At 49.9% G+C, this 26,330-nt stretch carries 29 protein-coding genes; 24 read left to right on the top strand and 5 right to left on the bottom strand.

All coding sequences use genetic code 11. The features are described from left to right. Positions 1-254 precede the first annotated feature (254 nt). From Q0339_RS02525 to Q0339_RS02505, 5 genes are all read left to right on the top strand, one after another. On the top strand, positions 255-1,289 hold the full coding sequence (locus Q0339_RS02525) for a LysM peptidoglycan-binding domain-containing protein (protein ID WP_298077214.1): 1,035 nt from the start codon (positions 255-257) through the stop codon (positions 1,287-1,289). 224 nt (positions 1,290-1,513) lie between these two features. Further along, complete coding sequence (locus Q0339_RS02520) at positions 1,514-1,798, top strand: helix-turn-helix transcriptional regulator (protein ID WP_298077212.1); 285 nt, start codon at positions 1,514-1,516, stop codon at positions 1,796-1,798. Positions 1,799-1,910: 112 nt separating this feature from the next. After that, positions 1,911-2,327 carry an ORF6C domain-containing protein gene (locus tag Q0339_RS02515; protein ID WP_298077211.1) on the top strand — a complete coding sequence of 139 codons (417 nt, stop codon included), beginning with the start codon at positions 1,911-1,913 and terminating at the stop codon, positions 2,325-2,327. Then, a complete protein-coding gene (locus tag Q0339_RS02510) occupies positions 2,324-3,586 on the top strand; it encodes a hypothetical protein (RefSeq protein ID WP_298077210.1) in 1,263 nt (420 codons plus the stop codon). The genes Q0339_RS02515 and Q0339_RS02510 overlap by 4 nt, the downstream gene beginning before the upstream one ends. Before the next feature lie 288 nt (positions 3,587-3,874). After that, positions 3,875-4,498: a hypothetical protein gene (locus Q0339_RS02505; RefSeq protein ID WP_298077209.1), complete on the top strand. Its 624-nt coding sequence runs from the start codon at positions 3,875-3,877 to the stop codon at positions 4,496-4,498. A 20-nt stretch (positions 4,499-4,518) separates the two neighbouring features. On the opposite strand, the gene Q0339_RS02500 is transcribed toward Q0339_RS02505, so the two are convergent. From Q0339_RS02500 to Q0339_RS02490, 3 genes are read right to left on the bottom strand one after another with little or no spacing between them, the layout of a single operon-like run. Further along, entirely contained in the window at positions 4,519-4,962 is a 444-nt protein-coding gene (locus Q0339_RS02500; protein ID WP_298077208.1) for a hypothetical protein, read from the bottom strand. Positions 4,963-5,010: 48 nt separating this feature from the next. Further along, the gene (locus Q0339_RS02495) at positions 5,011-5,781 is read right to left on the bottom strand and encodes a response regulator transcription factor (RefSeq protein WP_298077207.1); all 771 of its coding nucleotides are present in this window, start codon (positions 5,779-5,781) and stop codon (positions 5,011-5,013) included. Continuing rightward, complete coding sequence (locus Q0339_RS02490) at positions 5,778-6,989, bottom strand: GHKL domain-containing protein (protein WP_298077206.1); 1,212 nt, start codon at positions 6,987-6,989, stop codon at positions 5,778-5,780. The genes Q0339_RS02495 and Q0339_RS02490 overlap by 4 nt, the downstream gene beginning before the upstream one ends. A 643-nt stretch (positions 6,990-7,632) precedes the next feature. Between Q0339_RS02490 and Q0339_RS02485 the strand changes: the two genes are divergently transcribed. The 4 genes from Q0339_RS02485 to Q0339_RS02470 all read left to right on the top strand — a co-directional run bounded on the left by Q0339_RS02485 (position 7,633) and on the right by Q0339_RS02470 (position 12,890). Further along, positions 7,633-8,892 (top strand): LysM peptidoglycan-binding domain-containing protein, encoded by a 1,260-nt coding sequence (locus Q0339_RS02485; protein WP_298077205.1) that lies wholly within the window; start codon positions 7,633-7,635, stop codon positions 8,890-8,892. 25 nt (positions 8,893-8,917) lie between these two features. Then, a complete protein-coding gene (locus Q0339_RS02480) occupies positions 8,918-10,081 on the top strand; it encodes a hypothetical protein (RefSeq protein WP_298077204.1) in 1,164 nt (387 codons plus the stop codon). 4 nt (positions 10,082-10,085) lie between these two features. Continuing rightward, positions 10,086-11,558 (top strand): LysM peptidoglycan-binding domain-containing protein, encoded by a 1,473-nt coding sequence (locus Q0339_RS02475; protein WP_298077203.1) that lies wholly within the window; start codon positions 10,086-10,088, stop codon positions 11,556-11,558. Between the two features lie 165 nt (positions 11,559-11,723). Then, positions 11,724-12,890 carry an LPXTG cell wall anchor domain-containing protein gene (locus Q0339_RS02470; protein WP_298077201.1) on the top strand — a complete coding sequence of 389 codons (1,167 nt, stop codon included), beginning with the start codon at positions 11,724-11,726 and terminating at the stop codon, positions 12,888-12,890. A gap of 389 nt (positions 12,891-13,279) precedes the next feature. Here the strand turns inward: Q0339_RS02470 and Q0339_RS02465 are convergent, their stop codons facing one another. Beyond that, entirely contained in the window at positions 13,280-13,825 is a 546-nt protein-coding gene (locus Q0339_RS02465; protein WP_298077199.1) for a TetR/AcrR family transcriptional regulator, read from the bottom strand. A gap of 133 nt (positions 13,826-13,958) precedes the next feature. Here Q0339_RS02465 and Q0339_RS02460 point away from each other — a divergent pair, with 133 nt between their 5' ends. The 9 genes from Q0339_RS02460 to Q0339_RS02420 all read left to right on the top strand — a co-directional run bounded on the left by Q0339_RS02460 (position 13,959) and on the right by Q0339_RS02420 (position 22,196). Beyond that, positions 13,959-14,660 carry an ABC transporter ATP-binding protein gene (locus tag Q0339_RS02460; protein ID WP_298077198.1) on the top strand — a complete coding sequence of 234 codons (702 nt, stop codon included), beginning with the start codon at positions 13,959-13,961 and terminating at the stop codon, positions 14,658-14,660. 281 nt (positions 14,661-14,941) lie between these two features. Then, complete coding sequence (locus Q0339_RS02455; RefSeq protein ID WP_298077197.1) at positions 14,942-18,307, top strand: FtsX-like permease family protein; 3,366 nt, start codon at positions 14,942-14,944, stop codon at positions 18,305-18,307. Positions 18,308-18,902: 595 nt separating this feature from the next. Further along, complete coding sequence (locus tag Q0339_RS02450) at positions 18,903-19,100, top strand: hypothetical protein (protein WP_298077195.1); 198 nt, start codon at positions 18,903-18,905, stop codon at positions 19,098-19,100. A 44-nt stretch (positions 19,101-19,144) separates the two neighbouring features. Continuing rightward, positions 19,145-19,387: a DUF2922 domain-containing protein gene (locus tag Q0339_RS02445; protein WP_291432591.1), complete on the top strand. Its 243-nt coding sequence runs from the start codon at positions 19,145-19,147 to the stop codon at positions 19,385-19,387. 71 nt (positions 19,388-19,458) lie between these two features. Next, on the top strand, positions 19,459-19,689 hold the full coding sequence (locus tag Q0339_RS02440) for a hypothetical protein (RefSeq protein WP_023391806.1): 231 nt from the start codon (positions 19,459-19,461) through the stop codon (positions 19,687-19,689). A 4-nt stretch (positions 19,690-19,693) separates the two neighbouring features. Continuing rightward, a complete protein-coding gene (locus Q0339_RS02435; RefSeq protein WP_298077193.1) occupies positions 19,694-19,921 on the top strand; it encodes a phage holin in 228 nt (75 codons plus the stop codon). Then, complete coding sequence (locus Q0339_RS02430) at positions 19,905-20,555, top strand: CHAP domain-containing protein (RefSeq protein ID WP_298077247.1); 651 nt, start codon at positions 19,905-19,907, stop codon at positions 20,553-20,555. The genes Q0339_RS02435 and Q0339_RS02430 overlap by 17 nt, the downstream gene beginning before the upstream one ends. A gap of 152 nt (positions 20,556-20,707) precedes the next feature. Next, positions 20,708-21,013 (top strand): DUF2087 domain-containing protein, encoded by a 306-nt coding sequence (locus Q0339_RS02425; RefSeq protein WP_298077192.1) that lies wholly within the window; start codon positions 20,708-20,710, stop codon positions 21,011-21,013. After that, positions 20,997-22,196: an MFS transporter gene (locus Q0339_RS02420; RefSeq protein WP_298077191.1), complete on the top strand. Its 1,200-nt coding sequence runs from the start codon at positions 20,997-20,999 to the stop codon at positions 22,194-22,196. The genes Q0339_RS02425 and Q0339_RS02420 overlap by 17 nt, the downstream gene beginning before the upstream one ends. 98 nt (positions 22,197-22,294) lie before the next feature. Here Q0339_RS02420 and Q0339_RS02415 read toward each other — a convergent pair whose 3' ends face one another. Further along, entirely contained in the window at positions 22,295-22,633 is a 339-nt protein-coding gene (locus tag Q0339_RS02415) for a hypothetical protein (RefSeq protein ID WP_298077190.1), read from the bottom strand. Between the two features lie 386 nt (positions 22,634-23,019). Here Q0339_RS02415 and Q0339_RS02410 point away from each other — a divergent pair, with 386 nt between their 5' ends. From Q0339_RS02410 to Q0339_RS09090, 6 genes are all read left to right on the top strand, one after another. Further along, on the top strand, positions 23,020-23,259 hold the full coding sequence (locus Q0339_RS02410; RefSeq protein WP_023391812.1) for a GlsB/YeaQ/YmgE family stress response membrane protein: 240 nt from the start codon (positions 23,020-23,022) through the stop codon (positions 23,257-23,259). Positions 23,260-23,318: 59 nt separating this feature from the next. After that, positions 23,319-23,909: an alkaline shock response membrane anchor protein AmaP gene (gene amaP, locus Q0339_RS02405; protein ID WP_298077189.1), complete on the top strand. Its 591-nt coding sequence runs from the start codon at positions 23,319-23,321 to the stop codon at positions 23,907-23,909. An 11-nt stretch (positions 23,910-23,920) separates the two neighbouring features. Further along, on the top strand, positions 23,921-24,088 hold the full coding sequence (locus tag Q0339_RS02400) for a DUF2273 domain-containing protein (protein WP_298077188.1): 168 nt from the start codon (positions 23,921-23,923) through the stop codon (positions 24,086-24,088). Positions 24,089-24,108: 20 nt separating this feature from the next. Further along, positions 24,109-24,957 carry an Asp23/Gls24 family envelope stress response protein gene (locus Q0339_RS02395; RefSeq protein ID WP_298077187.1) on the top strand — a complete coding sequence of 283 codons (849 nt, stop codon included), beginning with the start codon at positions 24,109-24,111 and terminating at the stop codon, positions 24,955-24,957. A 179-nt stretch (positions 24,958-25,136) separates the two neighbouring features. Next, positions 25,137-25,661: a DUF4865 family protein gene (locus tag Q0339_RS02390; protein WP_291429317.1), complete on the top strand. Its 525-nt coding sequence runs from the start codon at positions 25,137-25,139 to the stop codon at positions 25,659-25,661. A gap of 461 nt (positions 25,662-26,122) precedes the next feature. Continuing rightward, positions 26,123-26,293, top strand: coding sequence for a DUF4865 family protein (locus Q0339_RS09090; RefSeq protein WP_366517270.1), 171 nt, complete (start codon positions 26,123-26,125; stop codon positions 26,291-26,293). The last annotated feature ends 37 nt before the right edge of the window (positions 26,294-26,330 follow it).

Raw genomic sequence — 26,330 nt, 5'->3', positions numbered from 1 at the left:
ACGAGGTGGAGGGTCACTGGCCGCGCCAAGTTTGGCGGCTTTTCCTAGCTTAATAGGTCTAGGTCAGCAAGTCCGGCTTTCAGGCTTTCCGGCTTTCCGGAGTGCAAGCCCGACTTTCAGGAGTTCAAGCCAAGCTTTCAAAAGCTTCAGCAAGCCTAGCTTCCAGAAGCTCACGCAAGTCCAGCGCCTGCCCACTCAAAGAATTTAACGTCTGCGCCCGAGGGCGTGTGCGATGTATAAAAGGAGATATCTATATGAAGAAGACACTTAAAGTGGTGACTGCCTTAACCGTGTTAGGTTTTGCAGCACAACAAGCAACTGCCTTAGCCGTAGATTATTCTGATGCGTCTGTAACCGGCTGGGTTCAACGGACGGTTGAACATGTCCGCAACTCTGTAACCAACTCCCAATACTATGTGGTACAGTGGGGCGACACCTTATGGACCATTTCTCAGGCCTTAGATGTGCCAACAGAATCTTTAGTCGGTCTCAACGGCATTGCCAACCCAGACTTGATTATTGCAGGGTCTGTTATCTACTATAACCCAAGCGCTAACACCGTAACCTTAGACGACCGTCAAGGTAACGTGGAAACCGTTCAAGCGGATACCCACCAACAAGTGGCCGCTGAAGCTGTTCCACAAGAAGTTTTATCTGAAGCAAGCCAACAACCAGTTGACTTGTCACCAGTCACTCAAGTTCTTCAAGCGCCAACGGCTTCTGCCGCTGCTTTCCAAGAAGCACAGGCCGCAGCTGCAGCGCAAGCACAAGCTCAACCAGTTGCTGAGCCTGCTAGCGCCCAAGAGCAAGCAAGCCAATCTTCTGAGTCTCAAGTCCAAGCTGCTAGCGAAGTCAACGCGCCAGTTTCGGTTGAAGAAAGCTCAAGTCCTGTTGCGGAATCTACAGCTCCTGTAGCTGAAAGCCCAGCGCCAGTTGAAGAAGCGCCAGCGACGCCAGCTGCACCAGCAGTCGAGGAATCTTCTGAGCAAGCTGCCCCAGCTGCTGAAGAAAGCAAGACCGAAGAAACAACAAGCACCTCTTCAAGCTCAGGCTACCAAGGGATCCAATCCGCAGCCAAAGAATGGATTGCGCAGAAGGAATCCGGTGGTGACTACAACGCAGTCAACCCATCAGGTCGTTACATCGGCCGTTACCAATTAACTGCTGAGTACTTGAACGGTGACTACTCCATCGAGAACCAAGAACGCGTGGCTGACGAATACGTTAAGAACCGTTACGGTTCTTGGGAAGCAGCCAAAGTCTTCTGGGAAGCCAACGGCTGGTACTAAGAAATGCAAGAGAGACGGGAAGTTTAGCTTCCTGTCTTTTTTTGTGTCTATAAATAATGCCGCTTAGTACCGGTCCCAGGCTAAAGTCAGTTAACAAAAGTTAACAAGTTGTGTGATTTTACCAGAAATAATTAAAATCATCTTGAAAATTCGTGAAGATGGGAATATGATGTAGTTGTAAACCTTTTCTTAAAGGTAATACAAGTCAGAAAGGAGGGATTACAATGGCAGACTATCGTGCTAACAGCGATGAGGATTATGATGCTGGCTTCTTGATTCAATTGATTGAGGCAGATTACGGTAGCCAGAAGGAACGGGCCCAACGCTATGGGATTGACCGCTCCCTCTTAAACCGCATTATCTGCGGCCACTATAAGCCGCGGCGACGCGTGGCCTTGCGTTTGACTCTGGGTCTCAATCTAGATAACGACGCCTTCATCCGCATCTTCTACCACCAATTATGGTTGCGCGAGCATCCTGAAGCGGCAGAAGACAGCGCTCAAGGCTGATGCCATCATTTCAGAGAAGATATCGAGCCGTGACCCGGTGGCCACGTCCTCAACTAGCCAAGCGGCTAGCGCTCGATAGCAAGCACAGTTGTCACCTATAGGGGGAATACTTATGGCAACGAATGTTAAGAAAAATACAAACAAAGCAAATTCTCTGTCACCACAAGATGTCCAAACGGTCCTAGCGGCCCTCATGAAATTGGCCAGTGACCGTCCCGCCCTAGAGAGCCGGCCAGAACCTGTCATTCTACCGGCCGTCGCCGAAGGTTTGGCCTCTATTCGCCGTCAGTGCCTGAGGGACTGGTTGGGCGGACCGCAAGCCCCAGCCTATCTCAATGAAGGGCTGCGCTACCGACTCTTCCACCAAGCCCAACGCGACTTCAAACTCCAGTTCGAGGTCAGTCGCTTCGACATGATTCGCCAAGGCGACAAGCAAGCCGCCCTGGATTTCTGGGCCAAATGGCAACCCGCCAGTGCCCTGCGTCAGGCCATCCAAGCCTGCAATGAGAGAGAGGGGCAGGACCTATGAGCCTCAAACGCGTCGTCGACACCCGCTTCTGGAATCAAGTAGACGTTATGGAGCGCTATTCCTCCCAGGACAAGCTCTTTGCCTTATATCTCATGACCTGTCCGCGTTCGACACAGCTGGGTATCTATTCCCTGCCCAAGCGGGTCATTGCCTTTGATATGAGTCTGGACGATGCTCAGGTGGGGCAACTCCTGGCTCGTTTCCAAGACGATTATCAGGTCATCGCCTATTCCGACCAGACCCAGGAAGTGGCCATTCTGGACTTTCTCACTTATAGCCTAGTCAAAGGCGGCCAGCCGGTCGAACGCCTGCTGCGCAACCAGGCCGAAGATGTCCGCGATAGCCAACTCCTGGTCAAGGTCTTCCAGCACCTAGCCAGTTATTATGAGCATAGCCACCGCCTGATTGACCAGCTGTCCCAGGAGGTCCTAGCCACCGAACTTAAGCGCCGCCAGGAGTTGGGCAGTGAGGGGGAAGGGGTCAGTCGTTTGAGCCAGGGGACCCAGCTGCTTAGTGACAGTCAGGAGACTGATGTCGCTACCAGCCGCCTAAGCACCAGTGACCTTCATAATCAAGATCCTAATCAGAAAGACAATCAGATTCATAAAGAGAATCAGAGTCATAATCACAAACAGAATCAGAATCATAATTCAGCGTCCAAGCTGGACCTTGATTCGGGGGGCAAATCACTAGCCAGTCAGCTCATGGCTGATCCAGACCTGACAAAGGGACGCGACAGCGAATCAGCCATAGGCCTGCCAATGATTAGCTTGGACAGCGCCGCCAGTACTCAACCCTTTGGCCAGGCTATTAGCCTCCCCAGTCAGAGTGCCAGTCAGCTGCTGACCCAGGCCCAGTCCCTGACCAAGAAGGCTAGTAACAAGCCGTCAGGAGTCAGCCAGACCCTAGCCCGAGCCCAGTCCCCGATTAGTCAGACAGGTCAGTCCCAGGCTAGCTTCAGCCAGACCCTAGCCCAGGCTCATTCCCCGATTAGTCAGACAGATCAGTCCCAGGCGGGCGTCAGCCAGCAGACCATGGACCAATTTGTCCGGGTGGAGCGCGACATGGCCAAGCTGCGGCCCTTTTATGAGCGCTACTTTGGCCCCATGACTGGGGCAGAAAGCCTGCAATTCCGGAACTGGCTGGATAAGATCGGCTACTGGCCCGTCATCGAGGCCATCGAGCAGGCTCATCGTCGCCAGGCCAAGAAGCCCTTTGCCTATATTAGCACCATCTGCCAGCAGGCCAGTAAGGCCTAGCGCACCCTCGGCATCCACTATGAGGAGGGGAAATCAGGTCCCGTCGCTCCAAGCCGACGGACTTTTCAGACAAAAGAAAAGAAAACAACCGCCTGCGTCAACAAGCGGTTGTTCAGTCGAACTAGTGGGGTCAGTCTTAGTTTAACACAGGAGGCTGCCCAATAGGTGACTGATTAAGCACAATTATCATGGCGCCCAGCCAGCTTTGCCTAGGCTTGGCCTCATCCCTTAGGGTGAAATCGGGATGGGGAGTGTGGGCAGACTGGCGGCGCCCCAAGAGGTGAAACCATGCTGACACAAGACCAGACGCTGGATCAGACAGCGCTCGTCGAACAGTATGGTGGGGTCATACACTATGTATTACATTCACAAGGTTACTACCGCGGCCATCCCGACTATGAGGACTTCTATCAGGAACTCTACCTCAAGCTCTGGGACCTGGCCCAGAAATTTAAGGGCCATCCCCTAGAGGAAGAGAGTCGCAGCCGCTTCGTTGGCTATGTCAAGCCGGCCCTGCGCTACTATCTCTGGGATTTGGCCCAGGCCGCTAGCCGCCGGCGCAGTCGCGAACCTTTAGGTCTATTGGCAAATGGTGGCGGGGTTGAGGCCGATTCGGAGCTGGTGGCTGATTTGCTGGCCCAGGATTTGAAGCGGAGCGAGACGGGTGCCTGGCAAGCCCAGCAGGCCGGGGCCCAGGAGACTAGTCAGGGGGCGGAGGCCTTCTTAGCTCTTGCTCGGTCGCGCCTGTCTGATAAAGAGGCAGACTTTCTGACTTTCTTGTTAGATCCGCGCCTGACCGACACCGCCAAAGCCCGCCAACTCGGCATCAGCCTCAGCTCCTACGACGACCGCCGCACTCGCCTAGCCACCAAGCTCTGGGATTTGAAGGGTCTGTTGAAAGGGGAGGGGTAGCTGCTTCTATATAGCGTGAGTTAGTGGACCACTAGCTCACGCCATTTCGGGGTTTTTGCCGGAATTCTGCCATTTTCCGGGAAGCTAGTGGTCCACTCTAAAAAGTGGACCACTAGCTCAAGCTTTTTCGGGACTTTTGCCGGAATTCTGCCTTTTTCTAGGAAGCCAGTGGTCCACTCTCCAGAGTGGACCACTAGCTCAGGCTTTTTCTGGGCTTTTACCGGATTTCTGCCTTTTTCCGGGTAGCCAGTGGACCACTCTAAAAAGTGGCCCACTAGCTCGCGCTTTTTCGGGGAATTTGCCGGAATTCTGACATTTTCCGGGAAGCTAGTGGTCCACTCTTGAAAGTGGACCACTAGCTCATGGTATTTCGGGGTTTTTGCCTGATTTCCGCCTTTTTCCGGGAAGCCAGTGGACCACTGGCTCGCCCCAAAACAAGGCACCAACCCCCATCCGCCCCACACAAAAAGCACTGCGCCCCTTGGCGGGTGCAGTGCTTTTGCTTTATTTGCCTAGAGAAGTTGGGGCTTGATATTCCGTACCTTGAGGGCGCGGATGACGCGGCCGTACTGGCGTTGGGCGATACCTAGGGAATAGCCGCCTTCCACGGTTAGGGTGTGCAGCATGGGATTGTAGCTGACCACCTTGTCCAGGTTAACAATTTCAGAGCGGCTAATGGCCATGAAGGGTTCAGCCAACTCATCGACTAGTTCTTTCATCGAATGGTAGAACTGATAGCGGGCATTGACAGCGACCACTTCAACGGTATGAGCCTGGGGCAGGGTGGCGAAGAAGCGAATCTTGTCGTAGCTGAGGCTAATTTGGCTCTTACCTTGCTTGAAAGTAAAGACTTGCTTAGCTTGGCCATTGAGACTGCGCCAGTTGTTGATAGTGTCCAGGCACTCCTTGACGCGTTGGGCCATGTCGTCCATATCATCCTTAGGAATGAAATCCAAAGCCTGAACCTTATAACGCAGGGACAGGGGCAGGTAGTCTTCCTTGGTCGTAACGAAAATAATTTTAGCACCGTCGTCATATTGGCGAATCTGCCGCGCAATATCCATACCAGTAAGCTCATCTTGTAAGTCAATATCCAGGAAGAAGATGGCATTTCCTCGCCGATCGGTCCAACTATTCAAGAGCTTGTCCGGGTCACCCGTCACACAGGCTAGCTCCATAGGATAATCTTCAATCATGACATAGCGTTCAATCAGATCCGCTAGCCACTGACGCTGCTTGGGGTTGTCCTCGCAAATATAGATGGGGAATTTGAAGTCTGTCATGGGACTAGCAACTCCTTCCGAATGAGTAAATGTTGGGTGAAGCGTTCGTTAGCAAATTGAGTAGTCAGTTGGAACTGACTTTCTCGCGCTAATTCTAAGGCGTTGCTCAGGCCCAACCCCCGGCCGCTACCCTTGCTAGAGTAGCCGGCTTCCAGGAGCTTGTTGAGGTCACCTGGGTCTTCTTGGCAGTCATTTTCAATAATAAGGTGAACATCGCCATCATCTTCGAAGACCGCCAGGGCCAGCTTGCCGCCCTCCTGATTGCTTAAGGCTTCGATGGCATTGTCCAACAGAATCCCGATAATGCGAACCAAGTAGATAGGGTTGCGCGCGACATTGAGGTGGACGTCATCCGGCACTTCAATATTGAGGTCCATGCCATTAGTCCCGGCAAAGGCCAACTTGGTGAAGAGCAGATTGCGGACATCCGGACTCTGAATCTTAGACAGACGACTGAGTTCTAGGCCTAGCTGGTCGGTCATGACTTGGGTGGGTTGGATATGTTGATGGAAATAATCCGCCAGCCCCTGCCATTCCTGGTCGCGAATATAGCCTTCCAGGGTCAAGAGGATGTTCTTATAGTCATGACGAAACTTGCGCATTTCCTGGTATTGATCCGCCATCATGCTAGAGAAGGCCTGACTCACCTTGAATTGCTCCTTCTCGCGGGCGACTTCTTGGGATTGGTTCATAGCATGGTTGAAGAAAACAATGGATAAAATAGATAAGATAGGCAAGACCACGAAGGGGCTGAAATGAAGAAGCGTCTGAGCTGGACTTGCGTCATACATTTCGGTAATGGTTAGGGCCAAATCGCTATAAATAAAGAAGAAGTAAAGAGAAAGCTGAATCGGGATAATCCAGAAACTGAGCCGATTGAACTGGTTCTGACAATACTTATAAAAGGACATTTCAAGGCGAGTCAACAAGATAATAAGAATGAGCGAGATGATGTGAGAAACGATAAGCTCAGTTTCGATAGATTCTATCTGGATATTTGAGAGAAAGAAGTCCTGAATAAAACCATCGAGTTTGAGGTTGATATAGGGGAGCGTAGCAAAAATGGTCGCTTTTACCATGGCATTGGTCTTATCATCACTAGGCTCGATTAGGGCGCCAGTCAGCAAAACAACAAATATAACTAGCTGCGAAACATAGGTAGGGAAACCAAAGATAGAAAATGAATAAGAAATCAAAATTACTGCCATGCTATAAAAAAAGGACATAGGCCAATTTTTAAGAGGATTTCGCTGAGCAAATATACCGATTAGTGTGTGGTAAGATTCACTTAGATTGATAAGAAGCTCCATAGAGTCGCTACCTCCATTGAATAATCTAATAATAAGTCATCGAAAATGATGAAAAAACTATCGAAAAAGACGAGTAGTCATCGAAAATGATGGACAAAACGTCGAAAATGATGACTTGTCATCGAAAATGATGTTTTGAACATCGCTTTTGATGTTTTGCAATCGAAAATGATGATTTCAACATCGATTTTGAAGACTTCGAACAATTTTTTATAGTTCTATTATATAGTTAATTTAGCCAAAGAACAAGGAGTGATTATGACAATGAAAAAAACAGTACTACTCGCATTGTTGGGGCTTCAACTGTTAGCTGTAAGTAACATATCAGCTCATGAGTTGAATCATCCTAATACAGAAAATGAAGTTGGATATACATCATTTTTTAAGATGCCATATCGAAGAATCTTTAAGAACTATCCGCCAACTAAATATGGCGGAATGAGACTAGTACTAGTTAAAAGATGTGGAGATGGGGGATACTACGGGACATACATTTAACATTTCATATTATAGCTAAAATAAATATAGAGGAGAAAACAAAATGAACAAGAAATTATTTTTATGTGGTGCAGCATTAGTAGCAATTTTAGCAACAGAACAAGCAGTCAAGGCAGAGGAAGTAACCGAAGCTCAATCAACACCTGCTGTTGAATTAGTCGAAAAAGTACAACCTATTGAGTCAACTGTAAGTCAAGTGCCTAAAGCTCCAGAGACAGCAAAAGTTGAAGCAGCCCCAGCTGCTAAGCTAGGGAGTGTGGCCGAAGAAAAAGCGCCAGAGGATAAGAAAGTACCAGACGATAAGAAGACAGAAGAAACTAAGGTCCAAGAATCTTCCGAAGCCGAAGCGAAACCTACTACCAATGAAGACAAAGTATCGGAGCCAGCTTCAAGTCAAGAAGCTAAGGAAGATGCGAAGAAAGAAGCTAATGAAGAAGCCAAACAAGCAGACAAGAAAGAAAAAGAAGATAAAGGCTACACTGGCTTCAAGTCTCGCGGGGAGGCGGCACAGTATCACCAAGTAAAATCAGGAGACTCTCTATGGGCAATCGCGAACCTCTATAAGATTACCTTGGACGAGCTGCTTAAATATAACAACTTCTCATCATTAAGCACAATGATCCATCCGGGGGATAAGCTAGTTGTGAAACCAGGCAAGCCTGCTACTAGTACACCATCTAATGACAATAATCCAGCAAGTGGAAGCAATAATTATACACCTGACACTACTCATACCATTCAATCAGGTGATTCTCTCTGGCTGTTATCACAACGTTACGGAGTGACGCTTGACGATTTGGTTAAATGGAATGGCTTCAGCTCATATCGTGATATGATTCATCCAGGACAACAAATTATCGTTAAGAAGGGCTCTGGTAATTCTGGCAAGGCAACCCCAGCGCCAGCAAAACCGCAACCTACTACACCATCAACTTTGGATGCTAGACGTCAGAAAGTCATTGAAGTAGCTAAGAAGTATTTAGGTGTACCATACGTTTTTGGCGGTAAGACACCAAGCGGCTTTGACTGTTCAGGTTTTGTCGGCTATGTATTCAAGGAAGCCTTGGGCATTGATATTACGACATGGACAGTTACTCAAGAAAGTAAAGGGACTGAAGTTGCAATCAAAGACGCAAAACCAGGTGACCTCTTCTTCTATGGTCCTCGTGGTGGCACCGAGCATGTCTCCATCTATTTAGGTGGTAAGCAATATATTCATGCTCCTTATCCAGGCCAAGTTGTTAAGATTTCGAATATGACGCCCAGCTATATGCCAAATTTTGCTCGTCGGATTATTCAATAATCCAATGTTCTAGGAGGATATTATCATGAAAAAAGTTGTTCATAAGCTAATGGCCTTAGCGGCTCTTGTGGGGATGGGTTTGCCAGTTGTGCAAGCCCAGGCCCAAGAACAGCCTAATGTATTACCAGTTGTGAGTCTTGTACCCAAAGATGCAACGCCAAGAATCGGGCGCAATGCCTTAGTCAAGATTAACTTAGTAGGTGCCGATAATGTCGTTCATAAGTCGCTCTATTACACTAGCTTCAACACGGTGGATATTACCTTGGGCCAAGTTGCTAGCTTGCTAGGGTCAAGTTATGACATTGAATTAGCACCACAAAACGTGCAAACAGATACCCATCTCAAGAATTATGTGACGGATCATGGCGAGTTCTATGGAAGTTACTTAGCAGCTAATTTTGTTCTTAAGAACCCAGATCAAGTTCCAGTTGAAAAAGCTGAAGAACCTGTTATCTATCCTGTTACCGTATTGGAAGAAAAAGGAGCAGACCTATTCTATGAACAATTAGTGACAGTAGATGTTAAGGACCAAGCAGGGACTGACTTAGCTACCACCCATTACTTAATTAATAGTGATAGCACAGAATCTCCAGTTGACTTAGCGGCAGCTACCTTTACCAAGGAGCACCCTGAGTACCAAGTGGACGCGCAAACCGCTCAGCTACAAGGTAGCGTTAACCGTCAGCAACTAGAGGAAGTCCTTACAAGTCTAGGGACTGTTAATGTCTTCCGTAGCCACTATGTCTTAACAGCGGTCCAAGCTGCCAAGCCTCAAGTAGCAGCAGCTGAGCCAGCAGCTCAATCATCAGCTACAAACGTAAGTAACCAAGCAAGCCAAAGTCAAGAAGCGACTTCATCTGCGCAAGCCAAAGACAATAAGGCAGAAAAACCAGCTCCAAGCAAGAAAGAAGAGAAGATTGATACAGTTAAGAAAGAAGTTAGTCAATCTCCAAGTAAGAAGGTTGACACTCCAACTAATCTGGCTAAGAAAGATAGTCAGTCTGAGAAAGCTAACAAACCAGCCCAAAGCCCAGCTCCAGTAGCTGCGACCACACCAAGCAACAAGATTGGCAGACAGTTACCAAATACAGGTGAAGTCCATATTGGAATTATCTCAATTCTATCCCTTGGATTAACGCTGATTGGTTTCTTAATCGTCTTGGCAGAAAAACGCCGGTTAAGAAGATAGACTTATGAACGTGATAGAAAGGTTGTCAGTAAGTATGCAGAATAAAATATTCAAATTTACCTTAGTCGCAGCATTTTCTTTATGCTTTCATCAAGGGATCGTACATGCCAATGAGGCTAATAGCGTATCGTCTCAGAACTCCATAGCTGAATCTAGCGATTATCGGCCATCAGAAAATGAGTTAGCTCCTGCCTCTCTTGAAGAGTTATCCGGATCTATGACAAGTATCAGCGAACAAGGCTTATCAGCTTCTGACGTGATTAGTAGTAGCTCTAAAGAATCACTAGATGTAAGTGAGCAAGAGATCTCTGGAGTGGAATCTGAAGTAAGCAAGGCCGCTAACAGTGAATCAGAGTCTCTAACAAAGGATGAGACAAATACAGAGAGTGGAAAAGTGAGTCTTCGTTCACCGGGAAATGTTGAACGTCATTATACCATTAAATCAGGTGACTCCTTGTGGCTGATTGCTAACAAGTTTGGCTTAACACTCGATGAATTACTTAAGTTGAATGGATTTGCGAATACCAACGTCATGCTGCATCCAGGTCAGTTAATTAAAGTATCTGCTTCAAAAGAAGCAGCGAAGACTGAGCCAGAAACAAAAGCTCAACAGCCAGGCAATCCTCAAGAATATATCATTCAAAGTGGCGATTCCCTATGGCGAATTTCTCAGCGCTATAGAATTACGCTAGATGAATTAATGAAATGGAATAATTTTGCTTCACTAAATGTGATGTTGCATCCTGGGCAGAAGATCATTGTTAGCCGCCCTCAAGTAAGTAAGGATACGCCTAAGCAAAAAGATGAAGTTAAGAAGGATGAAAGCAAAAAAGACGAGCCTAAAAATCAAGAAGCAAGTACTTATACCATTCAATCAGGCGATTCCTTCTGGAAGATTGCTAACCAATTTGGAATGTCAGTAGATGAGCTTTTGAAGCTCAATGGATATAGCTCAGCCAATGTCATGATTCATCCTGGCCAAGTTTTGAAAGTCAAGAGTCAGTCAGCTACTTCTAATCCTAAGCCTAGTCCAACAACAAGCAGCCTACCTCGTCTCACAAGTCGCTATTATCAAGCCTTAAGTGGTGCGCAGAAGCAATTCCTTAACAAGATTACTCCCGCTGCAGTAAATGGTTGGGATCAATATAAAATTTTACCTTCTGTGACATTGGGACAAGCTATTATTGAGTCGGCATGGGGTAGCTCTCCTGGTGCTATCTATAAGAATAATTACTTTGGTGTTATGGACAGCAACGGTAGTCTTAGACGCTATGCGAGTGTTGAGGAGGGCTTTAAGCACCGTTTTGAATTCCTTCAGCATTATCGTGGTGTAGCTGGTAACCGGGATTATCGAAGTACCTTACGTAATATTCATGCCGGCGGCTATGCAGAGGCACCTGACTATGCTCAAAGCTTAATTAACCTTATTGAGCAATATGGTCTACAAGTCTACGACACTTTTGTGCTAAATAAGTAATAAGCTTATTAATTTATTATACTTCTAAACCCCCAGATAACTTTTCTGAGGGTTTTTCTCATAAAACATCAAATTCGATGATTTTTAATCGATTTTGATGACTTTGCCCCATTTTGCTGGCCCAAGGCTTATACTATAGTCAAGAAAAAAAAGGAGAGACCTACCATGAAAGCAATTATTAAAAAGAGTATTACATTATTAGCAGCCGTGAGCCTGGCTTTGCCATTGGCACCAGTGCCGGTTGCCCAAGCGCAAGAGACCTTATCCGTTGTCAACCTCATGCCTAAGGCGGACGAGACAGCTTTCGAGAAGGGGCTAGTCAAGATTCATTTAGTCGACAAGGACGGCAAGGTCCACAAGACCCTCTACTATACCAGCGTCAATACAGGAGACGTGACCTTTAACCAAATCTATGACTTGCTTAAGGGCACTTATAAGATTGAGCGCGTCCCTCAGAATATCAAGACTGATACGGCTAAGAAGCACTATGTCACAGACAAGGGCGAGTTTGACGGCCATACTTTTGAAGCCAACTTTGTCTTGGAAGCTGCCGACAGCCTGCCAGTAGAGGAAGCCCAAGAACCTAAGACTTACGCGGTGACAGAGTTGCCTAAGAAAAACCCTGTTCTAGACGCCCAACTGATGACGGTTAAGGTTCAAGATGACAAACAAGCAGTCTCCGAAACTAGCCACTACCTGGTTAACAGCGAGACCAGCCAGTCTCCCTTCGATATGGCGGCCCAAGCTTTCGTCAAAGCCCATCCCGACTACAAAGTCGACGCCAGCCAAGCTCAACAAGTTGGCCAAATCAACCCAGACGCCAAGGAAGAGGTGCAAACTAACCTGGGCACCTTCAAGGTCTACCGCTCTAACTATGTGCTGACCGCAGTGGCGGCCGGGCAAGCAGGGCAGTCTAGTCAAGCTAGCCAGTCTAGTCAGGCTGCCGATAGCCAAAGCCAAGAAAGCAAGGCACCAGCTGCCAACCAAGCATCAGGCGCCAACCAAACTTCCGGCAACAACCAAGGTGCTGCCGCAAGCCAGTCATCAGCAGCTAGCCAATCTTCTGCTGCGAGCCAGGCTTCAAGTGCTAGCCAATCTTCTGCTGCGAGCCAAGCTCCAGCCGCCAACCAATCTTCAGCTACGAGCCAAAGCTCCGCAGCCAGCCAAGCAACTAAGGAGTCTAAAGAGCCAGGCGTTCGCTATGACCGTAATGGCCGCCGCCTCCCAAGCACTGGTGAAGCCTCCTCAATCCTTTCCCTCTTCATCATCGGCCTCCTAATCGTATCCGGCATCTGGATCGCCTACACCGAACACCGCAAACACTCCCGTTAACAGCAAACAGCCCTGCCATTCTAGTGGCAGGGCTTCTTTTGTGTTTTGGAAAAAGGGAGCGGGGCGCTGGCCTCCTAAAAAGATAGATTCCGCCAAAGCCAGTGGTCCACTCGGACGAGTGGACCACTAGCGCGCCACGAAAGTAGCCTCCAGCCCCCAAAAAGTCAGAAAAAGCTGGAGCTAGTGGTCCACTCCGTCGAGTGGACCACTAGCGCGCCACGAAAGCCTCCAGCACCCAAAAAGGCAGAAAAAGCTGGAGCCAGTGGTCCACTCCGTCGAGTGGACCACTGGCGCGCCACGAAAGCGGCCTCTAGCCCCCAAAAAGGTAGAAAAAGCTGGAGCCAGTGGTCCACTCCGTCGAGTGGACCACTAGCTCGCCACCAACCCCTTTACCAGTTAGTAAAGTCTAGCACTTTTGCAAAGATATCGCGGATTTCTTGGGGGGATTCTTTGGCGCCGCTGCTGACCCAGAGGTTGATGATGCCTTCGACTAAGCTGAGGACGCATTCCAGGGCGTACTTTTGGCTAATAGGGAAGTTGCGGCCTAGAAAGGCCTGTAAATCGGCTGGGTCTTCGCGCTGGAAGAGTTGCAGCATGAATTCGCGGATGGTGGCCTTGAAGTTGAGGTAGTTGCTCTGGGAGAGGGCGTAGATGAAGTCGTAATTTTCCTTAATATACTCCAGGACTAGCACCAGGTGGACATCGTGCTCCTGATTTTCAATGAAGAAGGTGCGCAGCTGGCTCAGGGTCTCTTCCTTGAGTTGCTCCATAAGGTCGAACTTGTCCTGGTAGTGCAGGTAGAAGGTACCGCGGTTAATGCCGGCCCGCTGGCAGAGTTGGCGGACGGTCAGCTGCTCGAAGCCTACTTCCTGCAGGAGCTGGGTTAGGGCCGTTTTGATGACCGTTTTGGTTTGGGTTTGGCGTTTTTGAGTCATAGGCCCTCCTTAAATAGACACTCTGTTGATTTTTGCTCATTGTCTTAGCTTTTCATCTATTCTATAATAAAAGCAGACATAAATCAACACCTGTCAATTTAACCGCCTCAGGCAGGAGAAAGGACGTGACCGCATGGCCTATATTGAAGTAAAAGATTGTTCTAAGTTTTTTCCATCGGGTCAGGGGCAAATTACAGCTAACAAAGACCTGAATTTTGACATCCAGCAGGGCGAGCTGGTCATTATACTGGGAGCTTCCGGCGCCGGCAAGTCGACGCTACTCAACATTCTGGGGGGCATGGACACGGCCAGCCAGGGGGAGATTTGGATTGACGGCCAGAACATCGCCGACTACACCAGCCACCAGCGGACCGACTACCGCCGCTATGACGTGGGCTTTGTCTTCCAGTTTTATAATCTGGTGCCCAATCTGACCGCCCTGGAAAATGTCGAGCTGGCCGCGGAAATCGTGCCCCATGCCATGGACCCAGCTCAAGCCCTAGCCGCCGTCGGCCTCAGCCACCGACTGGATAATTTTCCGGCCCAGCTATCAGGGGGCGAGCAGCAAAGGGTCTCTATCGCCCGCGCCCTGGCCAAGAAGCCCAAACTCCTGCTCTGTGACGAGCCGACTGGCGCCCTGGACTACCAGACCGGCAAGCAGGTCCTGCAGATTCTTCAGGACATGTCCCGCCAGGAGGGGGCCACGGTCATTATCGTCACCCATAACGGTGCCCTAGCGCCTATCGCCGACCGGGTCATTCGTCTACATGACGCCCAAATTCAGTCGATCACGGTCAACGACCAGTCGCAGCATATTGGGGACTTGGAGTACTAGAAGATGGGTGCAAAAGAGCTGGCGACTGGCTCTGTGGAGCGGGGCGCTGCCTGCCTGCTGGCCAGCAACTTGTGTCTGCCGGGCGCGAGCTTTGTTCCTGCCATGCAAGCAACTTGAGCCAGCCGTGCGCTGCGTGCCTGCCGAGCCAGCAACTTGTGCCAGTCGGGCGAGCTTTGAGCCAGCCGAGCCAGCGCCTTGTGTCAGCCGAGCCAGCGCCATGAACCTGTCAGCCACCCCGCAAAAAATTTAACTAACATCTCGATCCATAAGGAGGTCAGCCCATGACCAAGTCAACACTTTTCAAAGAATTCTGGCGTAGCCTTGGTCAGACCAAGGGGCGCTTCCTATCCATCGTCTGCCTCATGATGCTGGGGTCCTTTGCCCTGGTAGGCTTGCAGGCAGCGCCGCCGGACATTACCCAGACTGCCAGCGCCTACCTAGAAGGCTTGCGGGTTCAGGACTTGACCGTCCTGTCCGACTACGGCTTGTCCCAAGAAGACATGGAGGAGCTGGCCCAACTGTCGGGTGCTCAGGTCGAAGGGGGCTATCTGACCGACGTAGTGCTGGACCAGACGCCTGAAGCCTGGCGGATCTTCAGCCTGACCCAGGACTTGGCCCACTATCATTTAGTAGCCGGCCGCCTGCCTCAAGCCTCGGGGGAAATTGCCCTTTTAAGTAGCCTGCAAGGCCGCTTTCAGCTAGGCGACACCGTCAAGCTCAAGGAGTCCGGCAATGCCAAGGCCATGCTCAGGCAGACGACTTTCACCATTACGGGCTTCGTCAACTCGGGCGAGCTGGGCAACCAGGTCCTCTTCGGTCCTTCCACGGCCGGCAGCGGGACCCTGGCTGGCTACGGGGTGGTGGCGGCCCAGGACTTTGACAGTCCGGTCTACACTATTGCCCGCCTGCGCTATGAGGATTTGGCCGGGCTCAACGCCTACCAGGCCCGCTACTGGGAATTGGTGGACCAGCACCAGGCTGACTTGGAGGCCATCTTAGCCGATAACGGCGCCGCCCGTTTGGCCCAAGTCCAATCCCAGGTCCACAGCCAAATCGATCAGGGCCAGGCCGATATGGATTCGGCCTCAGAGGCCCTGGCATCAGGCTCCAGCCAGCTAGCTTCAGCTGAAAGCCAGTGGGCGGACCAGTCGTCTGCCTTGGACCAAGCGGCCAGCCAATGGGCTAGCCAGGATGAGACTTTGACCCAGGGCCAAGGCCAGCTAGCTAGCGCCCAAGCCGCCTTAGCCCAGGCCAAGGCCCAACTGGATAGCGGGGCAGCCGCCTTGACCAGCGGCCAGGCCAATTTGACGGCCAAGTCCCAGGAGCTGGCCCAAGCTAAGACCCAGTTGGACGCCGCCAAGAGCCAACTGGACAGCCAGGCTGAGACGCTAGCAAGCCAGAGCCAGGCCTTGGCTGACGGCCAAGCCAAACTAGCCGCCGGTCAGCAGGCCCTGGCCGCCCAAGAAGAAGCCCTGCGCCAAGCCGGCCAGGACCCGGACACCATGCCAGACATTGAGACCGCCCGCCAGGCCCTAGCTCAAGAAGCCCAGACCCTGGCCAGCGCCCAAAGCCAACTTCAAGCCGGCCAAGCCCAGTGGCAGGCCGCCACTACTAGCTACCAAGAAGGGCTGGCCCGCTACCAAGCAGGCGTCGCGGCCCTGGCCACGGGTCAGGCCCAATATGACAGCCAGGCTGCCAACTATCAAGCCGGCTTGAGCCAATACCAAGCCGGTCAGGCCCAGTTCGACAGTCAGTCGGCGGCGGCCCAAGCCGGGGCCCAGGCCCTGGAGTCGGCCAGCCAGGAAATCAGCAGTGGCCAGGAAGCTCTGGCCTCTGCCCGCCAGGAGCTGGATGACCAGCAGGCTGAATTTGCCAGCAAGGAAGCGGAGGCCCAAGCCGCCATCAAGGAGGGTCAGGCCGACCTTGACCGGGCCCAAGATGCCCTGGCCGGTCTGGTGACGCCTAAGTACCGGGTTTACAGTCGCCAGAATTATCCGGGCGACATCGAGTTCTATACCAGCAAGCTGCGGACCGAGGGCATGGCCAATGTGGGCAATGTCTTCCCCGTGGTGCTCTACCTAGTAGCCGCCCTAGTGACTTTAACCACCATGACCCGCTTTATTAGCGAGGAGCGGCTGAAGGCCGGACTCCTGCAAGCCCTGGGCTATGGCCCTGGCGACATCCTAGCCAAATTCCTGCTCTATGGCCTCCTGTCTAGTGGCCTAGGGGCTGTCTTGGGCATTGTGGCCGGGACCTATGGCCTGCCTTATGTCTTGGGCCATACCCTCTTTGCCACTTCGACCTATCCGCCCATTCAACTGCATTTCTACTGGCCGCTTGCGGCTCTGGCCCTGGGCCTGTCCTTCCTGTCCAGCCTGCTGCCTATCTGGTGGGTGGCCCGGCGCGAACTGGCTGAAACGCCAGCCCAGCTCCTGTTACCTAAGCCACCAGCGCGTGGCAGCCGCATCTTGCTGGAGCGGGTGACCTGGTTCTGGCGCCGCTTGACCTTCACCCAGAAGGTGACGGCCCGCAACATCTTCCGCTACAAGCAACGCATGCTCATGACCATCCTGGGGGTGGCCGGCTCGGTGGCCTTGCTCTTCGCGGGCCTGGGCATTTCCTCGTCCTTCGCCGGCATCACCGAGCGGCAATTTGACCAACTGGTGGGTTATGACCTGATTGTGGCCCGTCAGCCGCACGTCAATGCCTCCCAGGAAAGCGACTTGGCCTCTGCCCTGGCCCAGGATGACCTGGCGCAGACCCTGGACATTCAGCTGCAAACGGGTCGCCAGCACTTGCCTGGCTTCAAGGACCAGCAGGAAGTGACCATTATGGTGGCGCCTGCTGGTGGCTTTGGCCAGCTCATGAATTTCTATGATGCTTATAGCCATAAGCGCTTGGAACTGCCCGACCAGGGCGCCCTGATTAGCCAGAAAATGGCGGAAAAGGCCGGACTCAAGGTGGGCGACCGCCTGACCCTGGAAGACCCCGACGGTCAGCCGGTCAGTGTAACGGTGGCAGGCATTGTGGAGCTTTATGCCGGCCACAGTGTCTACCTAAGCCGGACCGCCTATGAGGCCGCCTATGGCAAAGCCTGGGCAGCCAACGCCCATTTGGTCCGGCTGACGCCTGAAGCCAAAGGCGACCTGGCTAAGGTCAGCGCCCGCTTTATGGATTTGAACGGCGTGCGTTCAGTCATCCAAAACAGCGGCATCCGCCACCAAATCCAGGTGACAGTCGATTCCCTGGCCCTGGTCATGCAGATTCTGACCCTGGTGTCCGTCATGCTGGCCGCCGTCATCCTCTATAATCTGACGACGATTAATGTGGCCGAGCGGATTCGGGAGCTGTCGACCATTAAGGTTCTGGGCTTCCACAATCGCGAAGTCACCCGCTACATTTACCGTGAGACCGTAGCCCTGTCCCTAGTCGGCATCCTACTAGGCTTGGCTGGCGGCTGGGTCCTACACCGCTACTTGCTGAATCGTATTAGCGCTGACTTCGTCCAATTCAACCAAAATGTCGCCTGGACCGTCTACCTGACCCCAGTTGTGGCCATTCTTCTGATCCTGACCGCCCTGGGCTGGCTAGTAGACCGCCAACTCCGCCAAGTCGACATGCTAGAAGCCCTGAAATCAGTAGATTAGCATAGAAGCAAAAGCCTTCCCTGATGGGAAGGCTTTTTTGTGTGGGCTTAGGCTGGAATCAGGAGAAAAGTTAGGAGCCAGTGGTCCACTCCGTCGAGTGGACCACTGGCTGGGCCGGAAACTGAGGAAAAGGGCAGAAAACCGGGGTTTTGGTAGGAGCTAGTGGTCCACTCTTTCGAGTGGACCACTGGCTCGGACAGAAACCGAGGAAAAGGGCAGGAAATCGGGGTTTTGTTAGGAGCTAGTGGACCACTTTTTCGAGTGGACCACTGGCTGGGCCGGGAACTAAGGAAAAGGGCAGAAACCGGGGTTTTGTCAGGAGCTAGTGGCCCACTTTGGAGAGTGGACCACTGGCTAGGCCGGGAACTGAGGAAAAGGGCAGGAACCGGGGTTTTGCCATGAGCTAGTGGCCCACTGGCTCGGTCAGAAACTAAGGAATAGGTCAGAAAACTGGGAGCTTTGCAAGGAACCAGGCCAGGCTCACGATAATTCTTTTAGAAAAAGACAAGTAGTGCCTAAGTGAGCACGTAGAAAGGGGGCGCTCAGACCCTATTTATATATGTAGCTACAAATCAAAGCAAAGGAGCGAATTACAATGGCACGATCATTCGTTAAGGGCACCCTCCAAATGACCTCTATCGACGAGAACAAGAAGAAGGAGAACGTCAGCCTAGGTCATGTGGTGGCTAACGCCTCTACTGAAGATGTGACGGCGGTGCGCGATGCAGTGGGGACACTGGTTAAGCACCCAATCACTGAAACCAAAGTCACTGAAGTCTACGCCTACAACTAGGCCTAGCAACTACTCACTAAATTAGAAGAAAGGAGCCACCCACAATGGCAGAAGTCAAAACAACCAAGAAGCTAGACCTCAACTTCAAGGCAGCCGACGGCAAGTCCAAGAAGATCAGTCTAGCCCACGCCAAGGACAACTTAGATGCCAACACGGTTAAGTCCGCTATGGAGACCATCGTGGCCAAGAACATCTTCGAGAAGGACAGCGTCGACCAATATGCTAGCGCCAAGAACGCCAACATGGTGACACGATCCGTAGAAGAAATCTACAAGGCAGAGAACTAACAAGCACCGTAGGTGCAGGGGACCCGTGGAGCGGGTCCCTTATTCATATATAAAGAGAGGAGATGAGCCGGATGAGCTTATTAGAAATTGGAGGCTTGGCATCGGCAACGGTGGCAGTGATCACCCTGATTAGCAAGCTAGTCAACCTCATTACTGCCATCCAGAGCCTCATCCTCCGCATAGATGAGATGCAGCTAGAGATTGAGGCGAATAAGCTAGTGGTCAAGACCATCGACGACCGCCTAGCTTCAATGGATCTGCGCATAACCAAGATTGAGACCCTACTAGAAGAAAGGAAGTAAGTAAATGAACTTAGAAAACCGATATTATGATGCGCTCAAATGGCTAGTACTAATCTTCCTGCCCGCCTTGGCCGTCCTAGCTTCAGGCTTGGGCGACCTCTATGCCTGGGCGCCTACCAGTCAACTAGTGGCCACCATTAACCTAGTCGCTGTCTTCCTAGGCGCACTCATTCAGAAGTCCAGCCTAGACTATTGGAAGAAGGGCGGTGACGACCATGGGACAGGCCGATAAACTGATCAGAGTTGCCCAGAGTTACCTAGGCACCAGTCAATGGTCGGACGACCACCTCGCTATGGTAGACGCCTACAATTCAGTCAGTCCTATCCCTGTAGGCTACCAAGTCCAATACGGAGACGACTGGTGCGATATTTTTGTCACCGTATGTGGAGATGAAGCAGGCATCAGCCATCTAATCGGCCGAGAGTGCGGTGTCCCACGCCACCTAGCCTGGTTCCAGGAACAAGGCATCTGGCTAGGGCAAGATTGGCCCCAAGCAGGAGACATTGTCATCTTCAATTTTGATGGCGGACCTGTCGACCACATTGGCATTGTCGAGCGAGTCCAAGCAGATGGTTCCATTAGCACCCTAGAAGGCAATTACAACGGCCGTGTAGCTCGCGCCTACTATGACTGGAACCATGAGGCCATTGCGGGTTACGCCAGACCAAGGTATGATCAGGGTAGTCAGGAGCCAGCCCCCGCATCATCGGAAGACACCACACCAAGTGACGACCTCATTACTGCGGTAGCCTGGGATGTGATTCGGGGCGAGTATGGCAATGGGGAAGATCGGGTTAGAGAGCTGACTGAAGCGGGGTATGATTATCAGACCGTGCAGGATAGGGTCAACCAGTTGCTAAGCTAATACAAAACAAATAGCCACCTAGCGGTGGCTATTTTCTAGCGCAAAAATTTAGCTCTAGCTTCTGGCAACTGTCGCTCTCCCTTGCCATCTAGCAGAATGCCATATAGAATAGAGACAAGTAGCATTTTATTGAAAACAGAGGAGGCCAAAGCATGGTTGAAGAGAGTATTTCGCGCTATATGAGAGATGGTAGGTTCTATGTCCTGCCGCGCAAACAAAAAAATAGACTAGAAGTCTTTCAATATATCTATCAACACTTGCAGCAATATGCCCAGGAATTCACCGAACCTGAGCTCAATGAACGGATCAAGGAAGTCTACGAGGATTTCGCGACCATGCGGAGATATCTGGTGGATTACAAGTTTCTGATCCGGGATAACTACGGTAAGTCTTACCAGCTCAATCCCCAAGTAGGGCAAGCGCCTCAGACGGAGGCAGCCCATGAATTGGAAAATTAAGAATTTTTATTTGATTATGACGGTGGAGACCATCGCGGAGCAGATGTTTGTCTCCTTGACCTACCTGCTCTTGATCTACCTAGGCTACACCATGACCGAGATTGGCCTGCTCTTAGCTACCTTTACGGCTACCACCATGGTCGCCGAGATTCCCAGTGGGATCTTGGTCGATTCTATCGGGGAGAAGCGGGTCATGTCCCTGTCCTTTCTCCTGCGGGCCATTGGCCTATTCTTCATGGCAGGGACCCGCAACCTTGTCGTCTTGATCCTGACGGCTGTCTTAACCGGCTTAGCCGTCTCCCTCAGCTCTGGGACCCTGCAGTCTTGGATTGTCAATGAAATCAAGGAAGCCAATGCGCCTTACGATATCGCGCAAGTATTTTCTAACCTAAAAATCATCGGTCCATTCTTCGGCCTCTTGTCCGGCTTTGTTGGCGCGCAGTTACTGGGCAAAGACAACCCGGCCATTCCATTCTATGTGGCATCGGCCATCTTGATTGGCTTATTGGTCTATGTGCAGCTGGTGCCCAATGTCTTCAAGCCGCGCCCGCGTCAGAACCACTGGGGCCAGATTAAGCAGGTCTACCGAGAAACCGTGGTCAACCTATTAGAAGCGCTCAAAGACAGCCGCATCCTGCTCTACTTCATCATGTTTTCTATCCCGGCCGTCTTGGACCTAGGACCTTCTAACCAGTGGCAGGTCATCCTGGGGGATGCCGTGCAGGAATACATCGTGGGCTATTATATCATCGGGATAGGGGTCTCCACCATTCTATCTAACCTCTTCCTCAGCAAGGTTCTCTTGAAGAAGAAGCTGGATATGGTGGCCTTAATTGACCGGGTCCTCCTGCTAGATGTGGTGACCCTCCTGGTAATCAGCTTCTATCTGCCGGTCTTCCTTTATTTATTCCTCTTCCACGTCTTTTTAGTAGGCATTAATGGGACGATGATTATCACCTATATCCACGAAAAGCTCATCAAGCAGGATCACCTGCGGACCTCGCTTGTCTCTTCCTTCTATTCCTTACAAGCCCTCATGTCCAGTCTGCTCCTAACCGTCAACGGCTACCTGTCAGATCTGATCGGCATTAGTAAGACCTGGATAGCCTTCACGCTGATCTCAATGCTAGTTTTTCTGGCCTTGCGCGGGTTGACAGCAAGGAAAGAAGAGAGCCAGGCATAGGGAGTGGGGCAAGCGATAGGCTATATGAAGCAATCATTCAGCTAATTCATACAAAAAAAGAGAGGCAGAGTGCCTCTCTTTTATTTTGCGAAATCGAATTAGTTTTCGAGTTCTTCGCCAGCGTTTTGTAATGCCTCGCCAGCCGCGTCTTTAGCGTCTTCAGCCTTGTCAGCTGCCGCTTCAGCAACATCAGCTGCTGCGTCTTTAGCGTCTTCAGCTTTGTCAGCTGCAGCATCTGCAACGTCTTCAGCTTTGTCTTTAGCTGCGCCACCAAGTTCTTTAGCTTTTTCAACAACATCGCCCGCTACATCTTTAGCTGTTTCGAATGCGTTACCTGCTACTTCTTTGGTTTTTTCAAAGACATCACCAGCTACATCCATGGCTTTTTCGCCAAATTCGCCAGCTTTTTTAGACAAATCTTTCAATAAATCAGACATCTTAATGTCCTCCTTTTCATTTGATGACCTTAGTATAGCACAGAAAATTTTGATTGGAAAGTGCTTTAGCTAAAAATCGGTCCTAAGACTGATTTTTTCTAATTTGATTTCACATAAAAATCAAACGACCATTAGAACGATATAAGTAAATATGTCATATAAACTAATATAAAGGCAATCGAATTATGAGCTGTAGCTTGATTTTTGGTGTATCAACTTGTGAAATTAATTAAATTAGTTTCAAATTTTAGAATCTAATGTTGTCAAAATGGTAAAGAGTGAACAAGAATATTGAACTTGATTTGTAAAGTTCTCTGTGATAAGGTTGAAGATGTAAGGCGGAAATTAGTCCTTACATTTCAATTCTGAACGAAAGGAGCAATATCATGATCTGGTCTATTATCGTAGGTGGCTTGATCGGTTTAGTAGCCGGTAGCCTCACTAAAAAACGCGGTTCAATGGGGATCGTGGCTAACGTACTTGCTGGTTTAGTAGGTTCTTCTGTTGGTCAATTTTTCCTCGGGTCTTGGGGTCCTAGCCTTGCAGGTATGGCTTTAATCCCATCTGTATTAGGTGCCGTAGTTGTCGTAGCAGTCGTATCTGCACTACTTGGCAAAAAGGCTTAAGCAACCGATAGGAAACTCAAGCAGGTACATAACATTAAATAGAGTATAGGGAGACTATCATGTCACGAATTAAAAAATCTCTGCTCATCTTACTGTGTATTCCACCGCTTGTTCTATTTTTGATTAACTTGTATCGTAATCAGTCCTATGTCAATCTTGATTGGATAGGAGAGTACCTCAACAAACTGTCTTCATTCGGGTACTACTATAACCAGGCAATCTTCTGGTTATCTCTCGTCCTGACCATTGCGACACTCATTGCGATACTTGTCATCTTGTTCTATCCGCGAGACTACACCCAAGTGGTCTTGTCGGAGGCAAATGGACGGTTGACACTTAAAAAATCAGCGATCGTAAGCCATGTGAAGTCGGCTATTGCAGCCGCCTCTTACATGGCTTCTCCTAAAGTTAAGGTCAAACTCACCAAGAAAAAGTGTGAAGTAACCGTTAAGGGTGACATTAACCAAGGGGTCGACGTTGTCAATAGAACAAACGCTTTACAAAAGGAAATTATTAATGGCCTCAATTCCTACTTGGGCTTGAACCATAATATTTATCTCAATGTGAAGGTATTGAATACTGCAGCAGAGCGAACTAGCCAAAAAGCTCAAGCATTTGAAGCTCAGCCACAAGAAAACTTAGAGAACTAGGGGTAAGTCTTATGATGAAGAAAATCAAAAACCTACCCTATCCTATTCTCGGAGGGGCCATTGGCCTTGGCTTGGCAACTGTCATTTTGAATATCGGGTTTTTCAGAACCATCTTTGTTGTCGCGCTTGTAGGAACTGGCGCAGCAGCTGGTTGGTATCTTCAAAATACTCGCAAATAAAAGTAGAGAGGGGATAGGGTATGTCAAATAATCAACCTACATCAGATAAGACACTCAATCCAAGTCCTGCTGGCAAGTCTTACAATCGCAAAGCGATCAAAAAGCAGATTGGACAGGCGCTAGCCAATGTTGACGGCCTCTTGGCAGTTGACGGTGGCTTCTTCTCTAACATAGCGGGCAAGATTGTCAACACCGACAAGTTTACCAGTGGCGTCAAGCTAGTGCTTGGTAAGGAAAAGGCGCGTGTAGACTTAAATGTCATCGCAGAATATAAGAAAAACGTTTCTGATTTATATCATGACATCAAGCATTTAGTGATCGATGTCATTCGGAACATGACAGGCCTTAGCGTGATTGATGTCAATCTCAAGGTCCTTGAAGTCAAGACTCAAGCCAAGCAAGAAGCTGATTCTGTCAGTCTGCAAGATCATGTAACCCATATGGCTGAAAGCACAGGCGAATTTGCCTCCCATACCTTGGAAAAAGCCAAAGATGGGATTGGCAGTGGTATCGCTGCGGTGACAGGCAAAGTAGGCCAAGGCATTGAGGCGGCCAAGGACGCCATTAGTGGCGGTGCTGAGCAGGCCAAAGATGCAGCCGAGGATACAGCTGATCAAGCCAAGGATGTAGCCGAAGAAGCTGCAGAAGAAGCAGCACATGTGGCTGAAGACACGGCAGAAGATCTTGCTGAGGCAGGCCAAGAGGCGACTGAGGACGCAAAAGAGCTAGCTCAAGAGGCTAAGGACCTTGCTCAAGATGGCGTTCAAGCTATCCAAGCAAGGGCAGAAGACCTTGCTGAAGGCAGTCAAGAAGTAGCGGAAGAAGCAGTCAGTAGTAGCTCACAAGCAGCAAACTCAAACCGGGCTTAGTCAGCCTCACTATAATCAAACGTTTGATTAGTCGACCACTCTGGTAAGGGTGGTCGATTTTTTTGACTAGGAAGACTTGACTATCAACTAGGGCACCCAACTAGATTAAATGACAGACTATTGGAGAAGCGATATAATAATAGGGACCGAAGGTTAGATATAAGTTGAGGTGAACGACCATGTTATCAATGCAATACAAAATTCAGTTACCAGATGACTTTGATATGAATCTTATCCGGCAGCGGGTCAGAGAGAATGGGACTAAGACAGATGGTTTTCCGGATTTAATTTTTAAGGCCTACCTGATTGCGACCAAGGGCCAACATGATGCCCAGGTAAATCAATACGCGCCCCTCTATTTGTGGAGTGGGGTAGAGGGGATGAACCAATTCATTTGGCAGGGCTTCTACGACAACATTCTCAAGTCTTTTGGCTGGCAACAGATTCCCATTGGGGTTCCCTTATCCTTCCAAAGAAGTGAGGATTTCCTGTCAGCGCGATACTGCATAGAGCTCAAAAGAGCTATCCCAGAGTCAGCCACCATGCAGGAATTGACCTTCTCCTGCGACACTGACCAGGACGCAGCCCGCTTATTAATCTATAACCCCGATAAATGGGAATGCTCAGAATATTATTTCTTCCAAAACTTGCCGGATCAAATTCAAGGTATGAATGTCTACGAGATCCTGCATATTTCGGTATAGCCCGACATAGGCAATCGCCATACGCAGAAGTAGCCGATGACGCCAAGGACGCGGTCGCAGAAGGTGCTCAAACTGTCCAGGAAAAGGCAGAAGACCTTGCTGAAGCCAGCCAAGAAGTGGCGGAAGAAGCAGTCAGTAGTAGCTCAGAAGAAGCAAACTCAAACTAGGCTTAACCAGCCTCACTATAATCAAACACTTGATTAGTCGATCACTCTGGTAAGGGTGGTCGTTTTTTTGCGTGTTTCATAGCTTTATTGAATACGGATAAGCATAGAAGACATAAATGCCTTTACAACCCATTTCGTGAATAGTACAATTAATACAAGTTCTATCATTTCCTTTCCCCTACAAACCCAGCTATATTAAAGGAAAGACTATTCGAAAAGTGGTATTAATAGGGACCGAGGGTTAGATATAAGTTGAGGAGGTCGATCATATTATCAATGCAATACAAAATTTAGTTGCCAGATAATCTTGATATGAATCTTTATTCGGCAGCGGTCAGAGATAATGGGACCAAGTCAGACGGTTTTCAGAATTTAACTTTTAAGACCTACCTAATTTCGACCAAGGGTGAACATGATGCCCAGAGAAAACAAATATGCGCCCCACTATTAGTGAGTTTGGGTTGAAGTCTAGGCGTATGACTTGATAACCACCATAATCCGA

The organism is uncultured Abiotrophia sp. (assembly GCF_938010525.1).
In the GTDB taxonomy this organism is placed as follows: Bacteria; Bacillota; Bacilli; order Lactobacillales; family Aerococcaceae; genus Abiotrophia.
The sequence above is the reverse complement of the archived record's forward strand: the minus strand, read 5'-3'. Positions and strand labels throughout refer to the sequence as shown.

Bases quoted from the DNA above. Each gene is read 5' to 3' on its own strand.
- Q0339_RS02525 (WP_298077214.1), top strand. From the start codon at position 255: ATGAAGAAGACACTTAAAGTGGTGACTGCCTTAACCGTGTTAGGTTTT.
- Q0339_RS02520 (WP_298077212.1), top strand. From the start codon at position 1,514: ATGGCAGACTATCGTGCTAACAGCGATGAGGATTATGATGCTGGCTTC.
- Q0339_RS02515 (WP_298077211.1), top strand. From the start codon at position 1,911: ATGGCAACGAATGTTAAGAAAAATACAAACAAAGCAAATTCTCTGTCA.
- Q0339_RS02510 (WP_298077210.1), top strand. From the start codon at position 2,324: ATGAGCCTCAAACGCGTCGTCGACACCCGCTTCTGGAATCAAGTAGAC.
- Q0339_RS02505 (WP_298077209.1), top strand. From the start codon at position 3,875: ATGCTGACACAAGACCAGACGCTGGATCAGACAGCGCTCGTCGAACAG.
- Q0339_RS02495 (WP_298077207.1), bottom strand. From the start codon at position 5,781: ATGACAGACTTCAAATTCCCCATCTATATTTGCGAGGACAACCCCAAG.
- Q0339_RS02490 (WP_298077206.1), bottom strand. From the start codon at position 6,989: ATGGCAGTAATTTTGATTTCTTATTCATTTTCTATCTTTGGTTTCCCT.
- Q0339_RS02485 (WP_298077205.1), top strand. From the start codon at position 7,633: ATGAACAAGAAATTATTTTTATGTGGTGCAGCATTAGTAGCAATTTTA.
- Q0339_RS02480 (WP_298077204.1), top strand. From the start codon at position 8,918: ATGAAAAAAGTTGTTCATAAGCTAATGGCCTTAGCGGCTCTTGTGGGG.
- Q0339_RS02475 (WP_298077203.1), top strand. From the start codon at position 10,086: ATGAACGTGATAGAAAGGTTGTCAGTAAGTATGCAGAATAAAATATTC.
- Q0339_RS02470 (WP_298077201.1), top strand. From the start codon at position 11,724: ATGAAAGCAATTATTAAAAAGAGTATTACATTATTAGCAGCCGTGAGC.
- Q0339_RS02465 (WP_298077199.1), bottom strand. From the start codon at position 13,825: ATGACTCAAAAACGCCAAACCCAAACCAAAACGGTCATCAAAACGGCC.
- Q0339_RS02460 (WP_298077198.1), top strand. From the start codon at position 13,959: ATGGCCTATATTGAAGTAAAAGATTGTTCTAAGTTTTTTCCATCGGGT.
- Q0339_RS02455 (WP_298077197.1), top strand. From the start codon at position 14,942: ATGACCAAGTCAACACTTTTCAAAGAATTCTGGCGTAGCCTTGGTCAG.
- Q0339_RS02450 (WP_298077195.1), top strand. From the start codon at position 18,903: ATGGCACGATCATTCGTTAAGGGCACCCTCCAAATGACCTCTATCGAC.
- Q0339_RS02445 (WP_291432591.1), top strand. From the start codon at position 19,145: ATGGCAGAAGTCAAAACAACCAAGAAGCTAGACCTCAACTTCAAGGCA.
- Q0339_RS02440 (WP_023391806.1), top strand. From the start codon at position 19,459: ATGAGCTTATTAGAAATTGGAGGCTTGGCATCGGCAACGGTGGCAGTG.
- Q0339_RS02435 (WP_298077193.1), top strand. From the start codon at position 19,694: ATGAACTTAGAAAACCGATATTATGATGCGCTCAAATGGCTAGTACTA.
- Q0339_RS02430 (WP_298077247.1), top strand. From the start codon at position 19,905: ATGGGACAGGCCGATAAACTGATCAGAGTTGCCCAGAGTTACCTAGGC.
- Q0339_RS02425 (WP_298077192.1), top strand. From the start codon at position 20,708: ATGGTTGAAGAGAGTATTTCGCGCTATATGAGAGATGGTAGGTTCTAT.
- Q0339_RS02420 (WP_298077191.1), top strand. From the start codon at position 20,997: ATGAATTGGAAAATTAAGAATTTTTATTTGATTATGACGGTGGAGACC.
- Q0339_RS02415 (WP_298077190.1), bottom strand. From the start codon at position 22,633: ATGTCTGATTTATTGAAAGATTTGTCTAAAAAAGCTGGCGAATTTGGC.
- Q0339_RS02410 (WP_023391812.1), top strand. From the start codon at position 23,020: ATGATCTGGTCTATTATCGTAGGTGGCTTGATCGGTTTAGTAGCCGGT.
- amaP (WP_298077189.1), top strand. From the start codon at position 23,319: ATGTCACGAATTAAAAAATCTCTGCTCATCTTACTGTGTATTCCACCG.
- Q0339_RS02400 (WP_298077188.1), top strand. From the start codon at position 23,921: ATGATGAAGAAAATCAAAAACCTACCCTATCCTATTCTCGGAGGGGCC.
- Q0339_RS02395 (WP_298077187.1), top strand. From the start codon at position 24,109: ATGTCAAATAATCAACCTACATCAGATAAGACACTCAATCCAAGTCCT.
- Q0339_RS02390 (WP_291429317.1), top strand. From the start codon at position 25,137: ATGTTATCAATGCAATACAAAATTCAGTTACCAGATGACTTTGATATG.